Raw genomic sequence first — 17,477 nt, forward strand, 5'->3', positions numbered from 1 at the left:
GGTATGAGGATGAACGCGAAGCCTAAAGGTGATGGGGAGGAGGGGATACGGCGCATCCTGCATGTGGATATGGATGCGTTTTATGCGTCTATCGAGCAACGGGATAATCCAGCATTACGGGGGCGGCCTGTGGCGGTGGGGCGTGCTGTGGGACGGGGTGTGGTAGCGGCAGCGAGTTATGAGGCGCGTGCTTATGGGGTGCGGTCTGCTTTGCCCTCCCATAAAGCGTTGGAGCGGTGCCCGGAATTGATTTTTGTGCCGCCGCGTTTTGAGGTTTATCGGGCGGTATCGGCCCAGATTCATGACGTTTTTAGGCGTTATACGCTGATGATTCAGCCCCTTGCATTAGATGAAGCTTATTTGGATGTGACGGAACAATGGGCGGCTTATGGCTCGGCCACGGCGATTGCTGAGGCGATTCGGCGTGAGATTCAGAAAGAAACGGGTTTAACGGCATCAGCGGGGGTGTCGTATAATCGCTTTTTGGCGAAATTGGCGTCTGGGCAGCGGAAGCCTAATGGGTTGTTTGTGATTCCTCCTCAGCGGGGGGCGGCGTTTGTAGCGGATTTGCCGGTGGAGAGGTTTCATGGTGTGGGGCCTGCGACAACGGCGCGGATGCATAAGCTTGGGATTTATACGGGAGCGGATTTAAAGACATGGAGTGTGGCGGCGTTGCGTCAATATTTTGGGAGTTCTGCTCAGTTTTATCATGATATTGCGCGGGGGGTGGATTATCGACCGGTTGAGGTGAATAGGCCGCGCAAATCTTTGGGGACGGAGACGACCTTTGCGCGTGATGTAGAGGCGTGGGAGAGCCTTGCTGCTACATTGGAGGGGATTGTTGCGAAGTTGATAATGGCGTGTGAGCAGAAGTCCATTGCGGGGCGAACGGTGACGTTGAAGTTGCGTTATGCGGGGTTTCATACAGTAACGCGGGCGCGTTCGGCTCCGTTTCCGATTGTGGAGGGGGCTGTGTTACGGCGGATGGCTTTGGAATTATTGCGTAGTTTCTTCCCGTTGGAGCGGCCTATCCGTTTGCTTGGATTAACTATTTCTGCTCTTGGGGTGCGGGATGAGGTAGTGCCGGTGCAGATGGGGTTATTTGAGGAATAGAGGTTAAAAAAGGGATAGTTGTTTATGGAGTGGAGAGCGTAGATGATGGGGTGTGCCCCATGGCTAGTCATGGTGGCGAATCCTTAGAAGGGAGGGGCTTATGAGTGAGTTCCCAAAAAATGCGGCGGCGCGTGTTACGCTGAATGATGGGCAGACGATGCCGTGGATTGGCCTTGGTGTGTGGGAAACACCGCCGGATAAAACGGCTGAGGTGGTAAAGACGGCGATTGATGTTGGGTATAAGGCCGTTGATACAGCGCGGCTTTACCGCAATGAGGCGGGTGTTGGGGATGGTTTGCGTGATCATCCTGATATCTTCGTGACAACGAAAGTATGGAATGATGAGCAGGGTTATGATGCGACCTTGCGGGCTTTTGATGAGAGTGCGCGTTTATTAAAACGTGATGTCGTGGATTTATATCTCATCCATTGGGCGATGCCGCAGCAGGGTTTATATGTAGAGACATGGAAGGCTTTGATTGAGCTGAAAAAGCAAGGGCGTGTGCGCTCTATTGGGGTTTCTAATTTTGAGAAAGACCATCTCCAGAAGATTATTGAGGAGACGGGTGTTGTCCCCGCAGTGAATCAGATTGAGATTCATCCTGTGTTTCAACAAGAGGCGTTGCGGGCTTTCCATAAAGAGGTTGGGATTCAGACAGAGGCATGGCGGCCCTTGGGGAAGGGGACGGTGTTAGATAATGAGGTGATTGGCCGTATTGCGAAGCGGCATCATAAAAGCCCTGCCCAAGTGATTCTGCGGTGGCATTTGCAGAATGAGGTTATTGTCATCCCTAAATCGGTGCATCGGGAGCGAATGGCAGAGAATGTGGCGTTGTTTGACTTTGTTTTGACAGCCGATGAAATGGCGGCGATACGGACGCTTGACCGCTCTGATGGGCGGATGGGAGCGGACCCGGCTCATCCGGTATTTTAAGCGGGGAGGGCGTTCCTTCAATAAGGGGACGCCCTTTTTAGTGAGGAGTTAGATGTCCAAAAGCTCGACAGAGCGGGCTTGTTCTTGAATGAACTGGAAGCGAAGTTCCGGCTTGCGACCCATGAGGCTTTCGATGCGGTTGCGCGTGAGGAGGTTCTCCTCCGTGGGGACGGTAACGCGCAACAGGGTGCGGCGTGTGGGTGACATGGTGGTTTCTTTAAGGTCGGAGACGGGCATTTCTCCAAGGCCTTTAAAGCGAGAGATTTCGACCTTAGCGTTAGGCTTAAAGTCTGTTTTTAGACGGCGGTCGCGGTCGAGATCATCCATGGCGTAGATGGTTTTGCTGCCATGAGTGAGGCGATAAAGAGGGGGTTGGGCGAGGTAAAGATGGCCTTGCCGGACGAGGTCGGGCATCTCGCGGAAGAAGAAGGTCATCAATAAGGAAGCGATATGGGCACCATCGACATCGGCATCTGTCATGATGATGATGCGGCCATAGCGGAGTTTGGAGAGGTCTAATGTTTTGCCAAAGCCGCAGCCCATGGCCTCGATGAGGTCGCGTAGCTCGGTATTGGTGCGGAGTTTTTCTTGCGTGGCGGAGGCGACATTGAGAATCTTGCCGCGTAGGGGGAGGACGGCTTGTGTTTCTCTATCGCGCGCTTGGCGGGCGGAACCACCGGCGGATTCCCCCTCAACAAGGAAAAGCTCGGTCTCATGGGCGTTGCTGCGGGAGCAGTCGGTTAATTTGCCGGGGAGGCGTAGGCGGCGCGTGGCGGTTTTGCGTGTTGTCTCACGAGCTTCACGGCGGCGGAGGCGTTCTTCAGCGCGTTCAACAATATAGCTGACGAGGTTATCAGCTTGCTGGGGATTGCCACCGAGCCAATGGTCGATGCGGTCGCGCAGGGCACCTTCCACCAAGCGGCTGGCTTCTTGTGTGGTGAGGCGGTCTTTCGTTTGGCCTTGGAATTGGGGGTTACGGATAAAGACAGAGAGGCGGGCATTGATGGTGCCGAGAATATCCTCGGCTGTAATGGCGTTGGAGCGGCGGATTTTGCGTTGGTCGCCCCAGTTGCGAAACCCTTTGACAAGGGCAGCGCGGAGGCCATTTTCATGCGTGCCGCCTTGGGGGGTGGGGATGGTGTTGCAGTAGGAGATGAGGGTGCTGCTGCCTTGGTCTAAAAAGGCGATGGCCCATTCGACACGGCCGCCGGGTTGGCCATCTGCGGCGATGGGGAGGTCGGCTTGGCCAGCCCAAAGGGGGGTTAGCAGAGAAGGGGTGGAGCCGAGGTCATCTTTCAGGGCGTCTTCTAGCCCATTAGGGTAGGAGATGACAGTATGGGCAGGCGGGGCGTTTTCCCCCTTGAGGAGGTCTGCTGCGCAAGACCATGAGATGCTCACACCATGAAAAAGGGCGGCTTTAACTTGGCATTGGCGGTAAAGGCGTTGGGGTGAAAAATGGAGGGGGCCGAAAATCTCGCTATCGGGGGTGAAGCGGACCATAGTGCCGCGTTTGATAGCGGGTTTGGTATTTTCTAGCGTGCTGGTGGTGTGGCCGCGTGAGAAGGTTTGTCGCCAGCCTTTGCGGTTGCGATAGACTTCTACCTCTAAATGGGAGGCGAGGGCATTGACAACAGAGCTGCCCACACCATGCAAGCCGCCAGAGGTAGCGTAGGATTTACCAGAGAACTTACCACCAGCATGGAGGGTAGTGAAAATGATCTCTAGGGCGGATTTTTCTGGGAAGCGAGGGTGAGGATCGGTGGGGATGCCGCGTCCATTATCGCGGACCATCAGGGTATGGGCGTCTTCGAGATGGACCTCGATAAGCGTTGCATGGCCTGCTACGGCTTCATCCATAGCGTTATCGATGATTTCAGAAGCGAGGTGATGATAGGCGGTATCATCTGTGCCGCCGATATACATGCCGGGGCGACGGCGGACAGGCTCTAACCCTTCGAGAACTTCAATAGACTCGGCATCATATGTATGAGGAGATGAGGGGTTGGAGGGGCTGGGTAGCTCGTCCTGTCCGAACATATCGGCCATTCTGTGGTCCTGTTTTAGATGATGTGTGTGGATGTCCTAGCGGCGGCGGGTGCGGGTACGATGAGGGGCACTGGGGGCGGTGCAACTCTCGTAAGAGGCAGGTTGGGCGATGTCTTTAGCCTCGGCATAATGGGCGAGATCGGAGCTTGAATCGTCTAGGGCATCAACCTCATCATACATAGGGACGCGCTGGGCGCAGAAGGCTGTGCCTGATTTGAGGCCGCCGAGTGATTGTACATCAGCAAGCTGGGTGATGTAATCATCGTGCTTTCTTTGAGCTTGGCTGCCAAAGGTACGGCGGAAATAGGAATCGAGGTGTTTTTCTGATTCAGTAAGGATGGGGAGGAAGCGGGTGATGAATTGGTTATAGCGATCTTGCGTATGGCAGGAGAGAGCTGTGACCATGAGCTCGGATTTGAGGCCAGCAAGATTAAAGGCTGAGTGGTCTGCCTCTGATGTGTGGCAGGCAGCCCCATAAGCTGCGGGCAAGCCGGAACAGAGTAACGCAGTAGAAAGAGCTAGCCCTGTTTTAAGAAAGGCTAGGCGGCGAAACAGAAGAGACATTTAGAAAACTCCCGCAAACAGGTCTTTCGCCTCTTATCATGCTCTTGGGGGAAAGTCTGCCCCTTTGGTGGTAGGAGGGAGGAAAGAAATATACGAGATTGCATTCTCATGAGTGCGTTGAGAGCGTATCGTGCCGGTGCGAATCTGCCACATGAGGGGATATCTCTGATGGGGCCTTGGATAGTGATGTGTTTTGAAGGAGTGTGCTGTGCAGCGTAATAGCGTTTTATTAAAAGGATTGATGGGGGCGGCTTTGCTCGCTTTTAGTGGATGTGCGGGGAATCAATCACGGACATCAGAGACGGCGATGCTACCGAATCCTTTTGCGAATGAGAAACGGGCGGCGCGGTGTGAGGTGTCGCCTTTACAGACAGATGCTACAGGGCGGATGAGTGTGACGATGACCGTGCTGGCAGGTGATGGGGGTATGTGCCCCTTTGCTGTCAGTAAAGGTGGTGGTGGGAGCTATGTTTCCTTTGGGGTAGTGCCGGCCCCAGAGCATGGGAAGGTTTTTCTCTATAGCTATGATAACCGGACTTATGTCGAATATACGCCTGCGGTGGATTATAAGGGGGATGATTCCTTCTCTGTGGAGTTAATCCCTGCTCATGCACAACCGCGCCGTATGGTGGCAGTGCAGGTGCATGTTGAGCAACCTGCTGGTGTTGCCGCTGTAGCTGCTGGGGAGGTGAGTAAAAAATCTGTGGTTGTCGCGCATAAGAGGCGCGTTGTGGCCCATAAAGCGGTCACTAAGGCAGCACAACCTAACGTGAAGAAGTAAGAGATTATGCGGATGGAGGTTTGTAGGGCTTCATCCGCATATAAATTAGTTAGGTGACTATAAAGAAACCGGCATAGTGTGTGGCTATGCCGGTTTCTTTGTTAGAGAGAATATTGATAGGGAATGTTACTGGAAGTCGATTTCCACACGGCGGTTTTGTGGTTCTGCTTTACCGGGACGTGTGGAGACGAGCGGTTGGGTATCGCCATAGCCATGGATGTCGATTACCCCAGAGGGAACACCATCACGAATCAGCTCCGCTTTGACGCTTTGGGCACGGCGTAGCGAAAGGGCCATGTTGTAGCTGCTCGCTTTTTTGCTGCCGGGGTGAACGGCAGAGGAATCGGCATGGCCATTTACTTGGATGCGAGTAAATTGCGCGGAAGTAGAGTTACGCGCGGCGGTCTCTACGATTGAGCGGGCGCGGTCGGATAATGTATCGCGGTCCCAATCGAAAAAGACAAGATAGGTGCGAATGGGGGCAGGGGCTGGGGCAGCAATGGTTTGTGTTGGTTTGGGCGGTGGGGGGGCCGGGTTGAACTCATACCGCAAGCCAAGCATTAAAGAGTGGTTGAAGTCAGTCCGGCTGCTACGGCGGCCGCCTACAGGACCGCTATTTGTATTGGCGATGTTATAGCTCGCTTCTGCATAATGACGGTGATGGCCCGTAATAGTGTAGAAGCGATATTCCATCGTGGTGGAAAGGCCAACGACCCACGGGATAGGGAGGGATGTCCCGAAGATACCTTGGTAAGCAAAGCCGTTAGCACCATCATCTACACGCTGACGGAAGCCTTTATTGGCTCCTGTCCCTTGGATGGTGGTGTTTGTGAATTGCCGTGCATAGCCAATACCAAAGCCGAAATAGGGGTAAATCCAATTCTGGCCGATATCCATATCAAATAAGGCGTTCGCCATGCCGCCATATTTTTGCTGATGGCCGTGAGCGGTGGAGCTGAAGCCGGGGGAGTGGAAGCGGGAGAGACGGTTATTACGGTAGTTCCCTTCGACTTCCACACGGAAACCGTTGCCTAGCCCCCAGCCGATGCTACCGAGGCCGGTGATGCCTGTCGTATAATCATCACGACCATGGGGAAAGAGCTTTGTATGTGGGTTGACTGTCTGTGATTGGTTGAAGCTTGCTCCAGCGGCTCCAGCAACATAGAGGCCGCGGACGGGTTGCGCTTTTGCCGCACCAAACGCCATGGCTGACAGGCAGGCGGCACAGGCACCACGGGCCAGCAGTGATGTAATGGAGGTGCGTGCAGTCATGTAATTACTCTCCAACCAGACAGATGGTTATTCTTTTCTCTGAAAATGGAGGCAAAAGCAATGGAGGAACTGGCCATAGTAGCATTTGGCCGCATCGAATGAGAGGAAATGTGGCCTATTGGTTACAGGTTGGTGGCTGTGGCGTTTGTGAACAAGGTTGTTTGTTTAGTGGATACGCCGGGTGCCGAGTTCTTTTTCTAGGGGGTGGGTGATGTCGGGGACATCAATCTCGATAATCCAGAGGTCAGGGTCAAAGCGTTTTTGGCGTTCGAGATAGTGCATTGCTTGTTGTAGGGTAGATTCTGTGGCGGTGGCTGTGAAATTATGGCGATGCCAACTTGTATCATCTTCTTGTAAAATGGCGGTTTGGCCGTCCCTGGCGGTGAGGATGATAAAGATGCTGCCAGCATCTTCATCGCCTTTATGGGCAATAACGGCGATGAGGCCATTTTGGTTGAGGCGGCGTAATGTGGCGCGTATCCAAAAGCCGGATTTAAGACCGTGGACCATGGGGAGTTTCTTTCTGCAATGGAGGGGGTTAGGGAGCGTTTATGGTGGGGGTGCTGAATAGGGCAGCCTGATAAAAATGCGGCTTAGAGAGTACAGTGAGGGCGGTGGAGAGGTCGGTTATTGTGGGGGGAGAGGGGGGGCAAATAGCGCGGAGGGCAAGGCGTGTATCGGCTGGACTATCCTCATGGATGAGATGTGCTTGTTGTAGGGTCGTGGCCATTAGGGAGTGCCCTTCTTGCAAAGCAGAGAATTGGGCTTTGAGAGAATAATGGCTTTGTGGGGTGGTGCAGATAGAGGGAATGACCCCAAGCCCTTGTAAACTCCACCCTTGGGGGGCGTTCAGCCGTGCCCATGAGAGGGCAAGATGGCCCCCATTAGGTAGTGTGGTGGAAATCTGAACCATACCTTTGCCAAAGCTTGAGCTGCCAATAATGATGGCACGGTGGTGGTCTGCCAAGGCGGCGGCGAGGACCTCGGCCGCACTGCCTGTATTTTTATCGACTAAAAGGGCGAGGGCTGTGTTGTTGGTGAGGTCTCCGCCTTGGATGCTCCATACATGGTTGGATTCAGGAGCGCGGCCGTCCGTTGTGGTAATAACGCCGTGATCTAAAAAGAGGGCGGCGGTCATAACGGCTTGTTGGAGGATGCCGCCGTGATTTCCTCTCAGGTCTAGCACAAGGCCGGGATGGGAGGGGATGTGTGTTTTTGGCGGGGAGGCGTGGGGAAGGTCACCCTCTAAGGTTGTCGGAGGGAAAAAGGCGGAGAGATATTGGCTGATTTCCTCGGCGGTGTGAGGCAAAAACTGCGTTACATGCAGGAGGGGAAGGTGGCCGATATGGTCTGGGAAGACGCTTTCTTCCCCCATAAGAGAGAGGGTGAAATTACGGGTGAGTTTTTGGCCATCTTGGAGGCGGAAGCTTAGCTGTATGGTGCTCCCTTTTGGCCCGGTAAGGGCTTTTTGAAGGTCTTTTAATGGGGTGTTGCGGGTGCTGTGATGGTTGATGCTGATGAGCCTATCGCCGGGTGTGATGCCAGCATCCCATAGCGGGCTATTGAGGTTGATAGCCGCAACAGCGGGGAAGTGTGCGTGTGATTGACGGAGTGTGAGGCCCACGCTGGCTATAATGGTTTGGGGAGGTGTTGGAGGAGATGTGGTGTGTGTAGGCGGTTGGTAGCGAGAATAGGGGTCTAGTTGGGTGAGCAGCCCATTGAGGAAAAGGGTTAGGCAGGCTTCATCCTTATAAGGATAGAGATTGGGGAGGCTATGACGTAGGGTCGCGATGAAGCGCGTGCTGAGTTGGCTCCAGCCGAGGATGTCATCTTCATGGGGAGTAGGCTCGTCTAATAGTCGTTGAGAGCCATAAAAGAGCGTGAGATGGGAGGGGGTTGTGTGGGAGGTAGGCTCTATCGTGAGGGTGAGATTGATGTGAGCTGTAAGAGGAGAGGAGGCTTTAACAAGGGCGTGCATTCCCCAGAGGCATAGATTCTGTGGGGTTTGAGGTGTGAGTAGCCGCGGCATCATGAAGGTAAGGGCAGCGGCGAGTGTTTGTTGTGTTTGTTGGTCTTCCGCATCCAGAGTGATGGGAGGAGGGGGTGGTGTTATAGCAGGCGCGGGGGAGCTTAGAGGGGACGAAGGCGTTTTTTGTGAGGATATATGTGGGTGTGTCTGGGCGTCTGGTGTGAGGCGTTGGATGAAGTGACGCCAAAAATTAGAGGATGCCGCCTGTGCAGAGGCTGAGCTTGTTAATCCTGCTGTGAATAAAGTCCCGCACAGGGTAAGCAGTGCCGGGGGCATCAAAAGGGAGCGCAGGCAACGGGCTGACATCATATGAGGCGATGCTACATAAGGGTGAAAGGGGGCTGGAGGTGAGGGATACGCTGCAGCCTGCAAGAGGCGCAACAGATGAGGCCTACTAAGTAGGGAGAGAGGGTTTCTCCAAGGGGTACTTAGAGGGTCTCTCTCCTATTATGCGGTATTCTTTATAGAAGGAAAGTTAAAAAGGCATATCGTCTTCGCTTAGGGGTGTTGTGGGGGTTTTGGTTTTAGGCGTACTTGCCTTGCGTTTTGTCGTTGTACTAGAAGCACTCGCTTTTTTGGCGGGTGCTTTTTTCTTAGCGGTTGTTGTGGTTTTTTTCGTGGTTGTTTTTTTGGTGGTAGTCTTTTTTGTAGCTGTTTTGCGCCCGCCCTTTAGGGGTTTGCCTTTTTCATCCAATAAGGCGAGGGCTTCTTCTAGGGTAATATCATCCATTGAATCCCCTTTAGGGAGGGTGGCGATGAGTTGCCCATGCTGTACATAGGGGCCGAATCGGCCTTTGCGGACTATAACAGCCTCGCCATCCTTGGGGTGTGTGCCTAATGTACGGATAGAGGCGAGTTTTTTGGCTAAGGCATCGACAGCGCGATTGAGCCCAATGGTGAGGACGTCATCATCTTTGCTGAGCGTGCCATAAATGCTGCCCATTTTTACGAAAGGTCCGAAGCGGCCTAAGCCTGCGGTGATCATTTCGCCTGTTTCTGGATGGGGGCCAACCTCGCGAGGGAGGGAGAGGAGGCCGATGGCTTCTTTAAGGGTGAGTTCCTCTCCGTTGCGGTCTTTGGGGATGGTGGCGCGTTTAGGTTTGGCTTTTTTATCCTCTGGGTCGGGTTCGCCACGTTGGACATAAAGACCGTAAGGGCCACGGCGGAGGGTGATGTCCTCCCCAGTGGCGGGGTCATGGCCGAGCAGGCGCATCCCATCGGGGAGGGCGGTGTCCTCGCCATTATCAACGGTGAGAGGCCGTGTGGTGCGACATTCTGGATAGTTGGAGCAGCCAAGGAAGGCCCCATGACGCCCTAATTTGAGGCCGAGCCGCCCATCCGTGCAGGAAGGGCAATGGCGCGGGTCGCTGCCATCTGGGCGGGGGGGGAAGAAATGATTGCCGAGGTCTTGATCCAACGCATCAATTACATCGGAGATTTTGAGGTCTTTTGTTTTGGCAACGGTTGCGGAGAAGTCCTGCCAGAACGCGGACATGACATCATGCCAATCGGCTCGACCATCGGAAATATCATCAAGTTGCGTCTCAAGCGAGGCGGTGAAGCCTGTATCGACATAGCGTTGGAAGAAGGAGGTGAGGAAGGCGGTAACGAGCCGACCGCGATCCTCTGGGATAAAGCGGCGGGCCTCGAGACGGACATAGTTGCGGTCGCGCAGGACGCTGAGGATGGACGCATAGGTGGAAGGGCGACCGATGCCGATTTCTTCCATTTTTTTAACGAGAGAGGCCTCGGAGTAGCGCGGTGGTGGTTGGGTGAAATGTTGCTCGGCTTTGACGTCTTTTGTGTTTAGCGAGTCGCCTTCTGCCATCGCGGGGAGGAGGCGATTTTGGTCGTCATCGTTGTTTTTGTCTTTATCGTCATGGCCTTCGATATAGAGTTTTAAAAAACCATCAAAGGCGATGATGGAGCCTGTAGCACGCAGGAGGGTTTGGTCGGTATTATCGCCGATGGTAATGGCTGTTTGGTCGAGTTCTGCCGATTGCATTTGAGAGGCGACAGAACGCTTCCAAATCAGCTCATAAAGGCGTTTTTGGTCCGCTGTGAGGACGGCAGCAACGGCATCGGGCGTGCGAGATACATCGGTGGGGCGGATGGCCTCGTGGGCTTCCTGTGCGTTTTTGGCTTTTGTGGCGTAAGAGCGGGGTTTGGCGGGGCAGTAATCCTTGCCGAAAGCTGTGTTGATATGGGAGCGGATGGCTTGTACTGCCTCTGTGGCCATTGTAACGCCATCGGTACGCATATAGGTGATAAGGCCGACCGTCTCGCCATTGAGGTCCACCCCTTCATAAAGCTGTTGAGCGGTGCGCATGGTGGTTTGTGCGCTCATGCCCAGCTTGCGGGAGGCTTCTTGCTGGAGGGTGGAGGTGGTGAAGGGAGGGGCGGGGTTGCGGCGTGTGCGTTTGCGCTCAATCTTGCGGACGCTGAGAGCCGAGGCGCGGACGAGGTCACGCGCTTTATGGGCTGTAGCTTCATCAGGAAGGGCGAATTGGTCGAGCTTTTTGCCTTCAAGATGGGTTAATTTGGCGGAAAAATCGGCCTTTTTAGGTGTAGTAAAGAGGCCTTCTACGCTCCAATATTCTTTTGCTTTAAAGACTTCAATCTCTGCTTCTCGTTCGCAGATGAGGCGTAGGGCCACAGATTGGACGCGCCCTGCACTGCGGCTGCCGGGTAGCTTGCGCCAGAGGACGGGGGAGAGGGTGAAGCCAACGAGATAATCTAGCGCACGGCGGGCGAGATAAGCATCAATAAGGGGGCGGTCTAGCGTGCGGGGGGCCTTCATGGCCGCGGCGATGGCGTTTTTGGTGATTTCGTTAAACGTGACGCGCTCGACCTCAATGCCTTTAAGGAGTTTCTTTTCCTCTAGTGCGCTGCGGACATGCCATGAGATGGCCTCGCCCTCTCTATCAGGGTCGGTAGCGAGAATGAGTTTGCTCGCCCCTTTGAGGGCTTTGGCAATGGCGGTGATTTGCTTGGAGCCGCGCTCATCAGTTTGCCACGACATAGCGAAGTTCTCGTCCGGGCGGACGCTGCCATCTTTTGGAGGGAGGTCCCGCACATGGCCAAATGAGGCGATGACAGTATAGTCGCTGCCGAGATAACGGTTGATGGTTTTTGCCTTGGCGGGGCTTTCGACAACCACAACATTCTTCACGGCCATGAGTTTTTCCCGGTCTTTGATGTCTTAACTGACGATTCGGCAGTTGGGCGTTGCCCGTTAGCTGAGAGTGGTCAGGGTGCCGTCCTCGTGGCGTTGGATGGCACCATTTATCTCCAGCTCAATGAGTATGGCTGCAACTGCTGAGATGGACAACTGACAGCGTGAGGCAATCTCGTCAACCGTGGAGGGGGTATGCGCGAGGAGGGAGAGTATATTTTTTTTATCGGAATCGTTGTTTTTATCGTTCGGCATGGTGGGGGATGGCGATTGGGGCGGGGAGGTGGGCGGCGTTGATACAAGTGATGTTGATACTGCTGCTGCCGGTGGTAGCGGTGCCGGTGGGGGTGGTGCAAAGAGGGAGGCTTGCCGTGCGGGTGGTCGCTCCCATGCGGCGGGATTATGGGCTGATAAGGGGGTATTATTGAGGTGGGTTAGGATATCTTGGTAACGCTCCACCAAGAGGGCTTTATTGTGGCGGAGCAGGTCGTTCCCCCCGCGGGAGCGTGGGTCCTGCGGGAAGCCGGGGATGGCAAAAAGAAGGCGTTTATAGTTTAGGGCGAGTCGGGCTGTGATGAGGGTGCCGGAGCGATGGGCGGCCTCAACTAACAAGCAGCCGCGTGATAGGCCGGCGATGAGGTGGTTACGGCGTGGGAAATGGCGGGCATTGGCTGCAGTGCCGGGGGGATATTCCGTAATTAAGCAGCCTTGTTGGGCGATGTCTGCTTGGAGGGCGGCATGTTCGGGCGGGTAGGTAACATCTAGCCCGCCGGGGAGGGCGGCGATTGTCCGTCTGAAGGGTAAGGCCCCGCGATGGGCGGCACCATCAATCCCGCGGGCGAGGCCGGAGATAATCGTGATGCCAGATTCTGCTAAGCCTGTTGCGAATTGCTCGGTGAGTTTTAGGGCGGGGTTAGAGGCATTACGCGCGCCCACAATGGCGACTGATTGGGAGGAGAGGAGGGCTGTGTTGCCTTGGGCAAAAAGGAGAATCGGGGCGTTGGGAAGAAGGGTAAGGAGGTGTGGATAGGCGGAGTCGGAACGGAGGAGATGGGCACCACCGCGCTGGGCAAGCCATGCAATTTCATCCTCTATGGCGGTTTGCGAAGGGATGAGGGGGGCGGGGCGGCCTGCCAGACGGGCACGAGTGGGGAGGGCCTCTATCGCTTGTGTGGCGGAGCTATACAGGCCCATCAATTTGCTAAAGGTGGCGGTGCCGATTCCTTTAGTGCGGGCGAGGCGGATTTGGGCGAGTCGTTCTGCTGCTGTGGGGGCCGCCAGAAGGGGGCTAGATGTGGTCATTTTTGGCCGATGCGTGGCTCTGTCCCGTTAATGAGGCGGGCGATGTTACCATGATGCCGCAAGAGGATAAGAATGGTGATGAAGGTTGCTGCAATAGGGCGGGCGGAGAGGATGGGGGCTAGCGAGAAAGCAACCATCAGAAATGGCGCAGATAAAAAGGCAAGCAACGCACCGACAGAGGAAATCCTGCTCAGCCGTACCCCCGCTAGCCATAGGATGGTACAGAGCAGCCCGACCGGCCAGCACATGCCCCAAAAGACGCCGATGCCCGTTGCAACGCCCTTCCCGCCGCGGAAGCCGAGCCAGAGGGGGAAACAATGGCCAAGCACAGCAGCACACCCAGCCACGGAGAGGCAAAGGGCGGTGTTAAGGGGGGAGAGGGCTTGGGCAAGTAGGACGGCGAGTAACCCTTTTAGGGCATCAAGCAGAAGGGTTGCGGCGGCGAGGCCTTTGCGACCTGTGCGTAGGACATTGGTAGCCCCGATATTGCCGGAGCCGATTTTGCGAATGTCGCCTTGGCCACTTAAGGCGGTTAGGAGGAGGCCGAAGGGGATGCTGCCTATCCCGTAAGCAGCAAGAGCGATAACGAGGAGGCTAGGGGGCATGAGGGACCAGTGGAATAGGCTGCTCATGCTGAAAGCCCCTCTGCGGTAAAGACCTCTCGCCCGTGATAGAAGGTGCGGTGGATTCGTCCTTTGAGGGTTTGGCCATCAAAGGGGGTATTTTGGGCACGGCCGGGTAAGTTGCCGGCTGTAACGACCCATTCTTCCTCTGGGGCGAAAAGGCAGAGGTCCGCTGCTGCGCCGATGCTGAGAGTGCCTGCTGGCAGTCCTAAGAGGCGGGCGGGGGCGATGGTGAGAAGGCGTAGCGCATCCAGCAATGGCAAGCCCGCTTGTAGGGTGACGCCGAGCAAGGTGACGAGGCCGGTCCCCCCTGCGCGGGCTTGGGCGAAGGGGAGACGTTTATCATCAGCATCTGCGGGGCTGTGGTCGGAGGCGATGGCATCAATCGTGCCATCTGCGAGGCCTGCGAGGATGGCGCGCCGGTCAGCCTCTTGCCGGAGGGGTGGGGAGAGTTTGGCGTAGGTGCGGAAGTCCCCAATATCGGCTTCTGTCATGGCGAAATAGGGCGGGGCGGTATCGCAGGTGACGCGGATGCCTTGTTGTTTGGCTGCGGCAATGAGGCTGAGGGCTTCACCTGTGGAGATGTGGCTAAAATGGATACGCGCCCCGGTGAGGGCGGCAAGGCGAAGGTCGCGTGCGACCATCATAGCCTCGGCACAGGCGGGGATTTGCGGTAGGCCCATTTTGACCGCTTGTGGGCTGGCAGTGGCACAGCCTCCCTTGGCGAGAGAGGGATCCTCTGGATGTAAGATGATGACCGTGTCTAAAAAGCCAGAATAGGCGAGTAGGTTGCGCATTTGCTTTGTATCGGCAATCGCGCGGGCTCCATCGGTGAAGCCAATGGCCCCAGCTTGTTTGAGCAAGCCAATCTCGGCCATATCGCCCCCAGCGCAGCCTTTGGTGAGGGCCCCGTAGGGATGGATGGAGACAAGGCCTGTCTCCTCACCCCGGCGGCGGATGTAATGGACGAGAGCGGGGTTATCAATAGCGGGGTCGGTATCGGGGAGGAGGGCGAGGGTGGTAATGCCCCCGGCAACGGCTGCCTGGGCACCGGAGTCGATATTCTCGCGATATTCTGCCCCCGGCTCATCAAAACGAGCGCGCATATCGACAAGGCCGGGACAGAGGACGGCACCATTGCCCTCTATGAGGCGGGCATTTTTGGGAGGATCTTTGGGGTCGATGGCGGTGATGAGGCCGTCCTCGACGAGTAGGCTGCCCATGCTATCGCGCCCGGAGGCGGGGTCTATTAGCCGAACATTTTGGAAAAAGATGCTGCTCATGCGGGATTCTTCATGCGGGAGAGACGATCAAGAACAGCCATGCGGACGGCAACGCCCATCTCGACTTGTTCAGAGATAACGCTTTGTGGAGAGTCGGCAACAGCGGAGGCGATTTCTACCCCGCGATTCATGGGGCCGGGATGCATGACCAGTGCGCCGGGTTTGGCTAGAGCAAGGCGGCGGCGGTCTAACCCAAAGAGGGAGAAATATTCCCGTGCGCTGGGCACAAGCCCACTGCCCATGCGTTCCCGCTGGACGCGGAGGCACATTGCTACATCAGCATCTTTTAGGGCGTCATCAATATTATGGTGGAGGGTTATGCCTTCCAACGTGCCGAGGGCATTGGGAAGCAGAGTTGGGGGACCAGCGAGGTGAATATCATTACCCATAGCGCGGAGGAGGTGAATGTCTGAGCGGGCTACGCGGCTATGGGCGATGTCGCCGCAAATGGCGATTTTTAAGCCGCTAAGGCGACCAAAATGCCGCCGGATGGTTAGGCCATCAAGCAGGGCTTGGGTGGGATGCTCATGCATGCCATCACCGGCATTGACGACACTGGCCTCGACCTTTTGCGAGAGCAACGCTGGGGCCCCGCTTTGAGCATGGCGGATGACGAGGAGGTCGCAATGCATGGCATTGAGGGTGGAAGCGGTATCGAGCAGGGTTTCCCCTTTATTGACCGAGCTTGTGGCGACGGTCATGTTCACCACATCGGCCCCTAATCGTTTAGCGGCAAGCTCAAAGCTAGTGCGCGTGCGGGTACTATCCTCAAAGAAGAGATTGATGACGGTACGGCCTTGGAGCACATCGCGCGGTGCGTTGCGGGAGCGACTAAGCAGGGCATAGCTCTCGGCGAGGTCGAGAAAGGGGGTGATGTCCTTCTCTGTCATGCCCTCAATGCCGAGAAGATGGGGGATGTGGTGTGTGGGGCTCATGCGGATAGGGCACTCCGAATACGGGCGAGGACTTCCTCCCGCCCTAAGGCGGCGAGTGTGAGGTCGATTCCCGGTGAGGTTGTGGTGCCTGTCATCGCGGCACGGAGCGGCTGGGCTACAGCACCGAGCTTTAGCTCATGCTCAGTGGCGAAGGCGCGTAAGGTGCTATCGATTCCCTCTGGGGTGAAAGGCTCTAGTGCAGCGAGTCTTGTCTCTAACCCTGCGAGAACCTTCTTGCCCTCCTCACCTAAATGTTTTTCCGCCTTTGGGGTGAGGGTGAGCGGCAGGCGCAGGCCAGCAAAAGCGGCGTTATCGGCAAGCTCTACCACGGTTTTGGCGCGTTCTTTTAGCCCCGGCATGAGGGCGAGGACACGGGCACGGACAGTCTCATCATGATTGAGGTCGTCTCGTTGTGCTAAACGCTGCATAACGAGGGCTGTTAGACGCTCATCATTTGCGCGGCGCATCCAAATGCCATTGAGATGGCTGAGTTTGACGTAATCCATACGGGAGGGGGAGCGGCCAATCCCATCAATATCAAAGAGTTTGATTTGCTCCTCGCGGTCCAATATTTCCGCATCGCCATGGCCCCAGCCGAGGCGGAGCAGATAATTGCAGAGGGCTTCTGGCAGGATGCCTTCCTCCCGGAACTCCACAACCGATTGTGCGCCGTGACGTTTGGAGAGTTTGGCACCATCTGGCCCGTGGATGAGGGGGAGATGGGCGAATTCTGGCAGGTTCCAGCCCATGGCGCGGTAGATCATGGCTTGGCGGAAGGTGTTGGTGAGATGGTCATCGCCGCGCATAACATGGGTGATGTCCATATCGTGGTCATCCACCACCACGGCGAGCAGATAGGTTGGTGTCCCATCGGAGCGTAAGAGGATGAGGTCATCCATCTCCGCATTGGCTACGCGGACCTCCTCCCCTTGGACGAGGTCTTTAATGATGGTTTCGCCTTCTTTGGGGGCTTTAAGGCGGATGGCGTAAGGTACGCCCTCTGGGGCGTCGGCAGGGTCGCGGTCGCGCCATGTGCCGTCATAGCGGGGGGGGCGTTTTTCGGCACGGGCTTTTTCGCGCATGGCGGCGAGTTCTTCAGCTGTGCAATAGCAGCGATAGGCCATGCCCTTTTCCATCAGTTGGGCGACGACTTCTGCATGGCGGTCTTGGCGGCTGGCTTGGAAGGTCGGTTCGCCGTTCCAGTCTAGCCCCATCCATTTTAGACCCTCAAAGATAACATCTACAGCCTGTTGGGTGGAGCGTTCGCGGTCTGTATCTTCGATACGGAGGACGAACTCCCCGCCATGATGGCGGGCGAAAAGATAGTTAAACAGGGCAGCACGGGCATTGCCGATATGGAGCAGCCCGGTGGGCGAGGGAGCAAAACGGGTACGGATCTTCATGAGCAAGCCTTATAACA

The 17,477-nt window shown here is 55.9% G+C and carries 14 protein-coding genes; 3 read left to right on the top strand and 11 right to left on the bottom strand.

The features are described from left to right. Nucleotides 1-9 precede the first annotated feature (9 nt). Together dinB and GM557_RS02120 are read left to right on the top strand one after the other, a co-directional pair. Complete coding sequence (gene dinB / locus GM557_RS02115; RefSeq protein ID WP_155572762.1) at nucleotides 10-1,113, top strand: DNA polymerase IV; 1,104 nt, start codon at nucleotides 10-12, stop codon at nucleotides 1,111-1,113. A 100-nt stretch (nucleotides 1,114-1,213) separates the two neighbouring features. Then, nucleotides 1,214-2,047 carry an aldo/keto reductase gene (locus tag GM557_RS02120; RefSeq protein WP_155572763.1) on the top strand — a complete coding sequence of 278 codons (834 nt, stop codon included), beginning with the start codon at nucleotides 1,214-1,216 and terminating at the stop codon, nucleotides 2,045-2,047. Between the two features lie 48 nt (nucleotides 2,048-2,095). On the opposite strand, the gene GM557_RS02125 is transcribed toward GM557_RS02120, so the two are convergent. Both GM557_RS02125 and GM557_RS02130 read right to left on the bottom strand, forming a co-directional pair. Continuing rightward, the gene (locus GM557_RS02125; protein WP_230880613.1) at nucleotides 2,096-4,084 is read right to left on the bottom strand and encodes a DNA topoisomerase IV subunit B; all 1,989 of its coding nucleotides are present in this window, start codon (nucleotides 4,082-4,084) and stop codon (nucleotides 2,096-2,098) included. 45 nt (nucleotides 4,085-4,129) lie between these two features. Continuing rightward, complete coding sequence (locus GM557_RS02130) at nucleotides 4,130-4,657, bottom strand: hypothetical protein (protein ID WP_155572765.1); 528 nt, start codon at nucleotides 4,655-4,657, stop codon at nucleotides 4,130-4,132. A gap of 208 nt (nucleotides 4,658-4,865) precedes the next feature. Between GM557_RS02130 and GM557_RS02135 the strand changes: the two genes are divergently transcribed. Beyond that, on the top strand, nucleotides 4,866-5,438 hold the full coding sequence (locus tag GM557_RS02135; protein WP_266137515.1) for an Ig-like domain-containing protein: 573 nt from the start codon (nucleotides 4,866-4,868) through the stop codon (nucleotides 5,436-5,438). A 126-nt stretch (nucleotides 5,439-5,564) separates the two neighbouring features. On the opposite strand, the gene GM557_RS02140 is transcribed toward GM557_RS02135, so the two are convergent. The 9 genes from GM557_RS02140 to gltX all read right to left on the bottom strand — a co-directional run bounded on the left by GM557_RS02140 (nucleotide 5,565) and on the right by gltX (nucleotide 17,460). Then, a complete protein-coding gene (locus tag GM557_RS02140) occupies nucleotides 5,565-6,710 on the bottom strand; it encodes an OmpA family protein (protein WP_155572766.1) in 1,146 nt (381 codons plus the stop codon). Between the two features lie 165 nt (nucleotides 6,711-6,875). After that, nucleotides 6,876-7,220, bottom strand: coding sequence for a DUF1491 family protein (locus tag GM557_RS02145; RefSeq protein WP_155572767.1), 345 nt, complete (start codon nucleotides 7,218-7,220; stop codon nucleotides 6,876-6,878). A 28-nt stretch (nucleotides 7,221-7,248) separates the two neighbouring features. Then, the gene (locus GM557_RS02150; protein ID WP_155572768.1) at nucleotides 7,249-9,048 is read right to left on the bottom strand and encodes a S41 family peptidase; all 1,800 of its coding nucleotides are present in this window, start codon (nucleotides 9,046-9,048) and stop codon (nucleotides 7,249-7,251) included. Between the two features lie 166 nt (nucleotides 9,049-9,214). Continuing rightward, nucleotides 9,215-11,911, bottom strand: coding sequence for a type I DNA topoisomerase (topA, locus tag GM557_RS02155; protein ID WP_370513444.1), 2,697 nt, complete (start codon nucleotides 11,909-11,911; stop codon nucleotides 9,215-9,217). Nucleotides 11,912-11,974: 63 nt separating this feature from the next. Next, the gene (gene dprA, locus GM557_RS02160) at nucleotides 11,975-13,216 is read right to left on the bottom strand and encodes a DNA-processing protein DprA (protein ID WP_155572770.1); all 1,242 of its coding nucleotides are present in this window, start codon (nucleotides 13,214-13,216) and stop codon (nucleotides 11,975-11,977) included. Then, nucleotides 13,213-13,848 carry a glycerol-3-phosphate 1-O-acyltransferase PlsY gene (plsY, locus tag GM557_RS02165; RefSeq protein ID WP_230880575.1) on the bottom strand — a complete coding sequence of 212 codons (636 nt, stop codon included), beginning with the start codon at nucleotides 13,846-13,848 and terminating at the stop codon, nucleotides 13,213-13,215. The genes dprA and plsY overlap by 4 nt, the downstream gene beginning before the upstream one ends. Then, nucleotides 13,845-15,122: a dihydroorotase family protein gene (locus GM557_RS02170; protein WP_155572771.1), complete on the bottom strand. Its 1,278-nt coding sequence runs from the start codon at nucleotides 15,120-15,122 to the stop codon at nucleotides 13,845-13,847. Before GM557_RS02170 ends, plsY begins: the two co-directional genes overlap by 4 nt. Then, the gene (locus GM557_RS02175; protein WP_155572772.1) at nucleotides 15,119-16,057 is read right to left on the bottom strand and encodes an aspartate carbamoyltransferase catalytic subunit; all 939 of its coding nucleotides are present in this window, start codon (nucleotides 16,055-16,057) and stop codon (nucleotides 15,119-15,121) included. Before GM557_RS02175 ends, GM557_RS02170 begins: the two co-directional genes overlap by 4 nt. Then, a complete protein-coding gene (gltX, locus tag GM557_RS02180) occupies nucleotides 16,054-17,460 on the bottom strand; it encodes a glutamate--tRNA ligase (protein WP_155572773.1) in 1,407 nt (468 codons plus the stop codon). Before gltX ends, GM557_RS02175 begins: the two co-directional genes overlap by 4 nt. Between the last annotated feature and the right edge of the window lie 17 nt (nucleotides 17,461-17,477).

Source organism: Bombella sp. ESL0385 (assembly GCF_009725755.1).
In the GTDB taxonomy this organism is placed as follows: Bacteria; Pseudomonadota; Alphaproteobacteria; order Acetobacterales; family Acetobacteraceae; genus Bombella; species Bombella pollinis.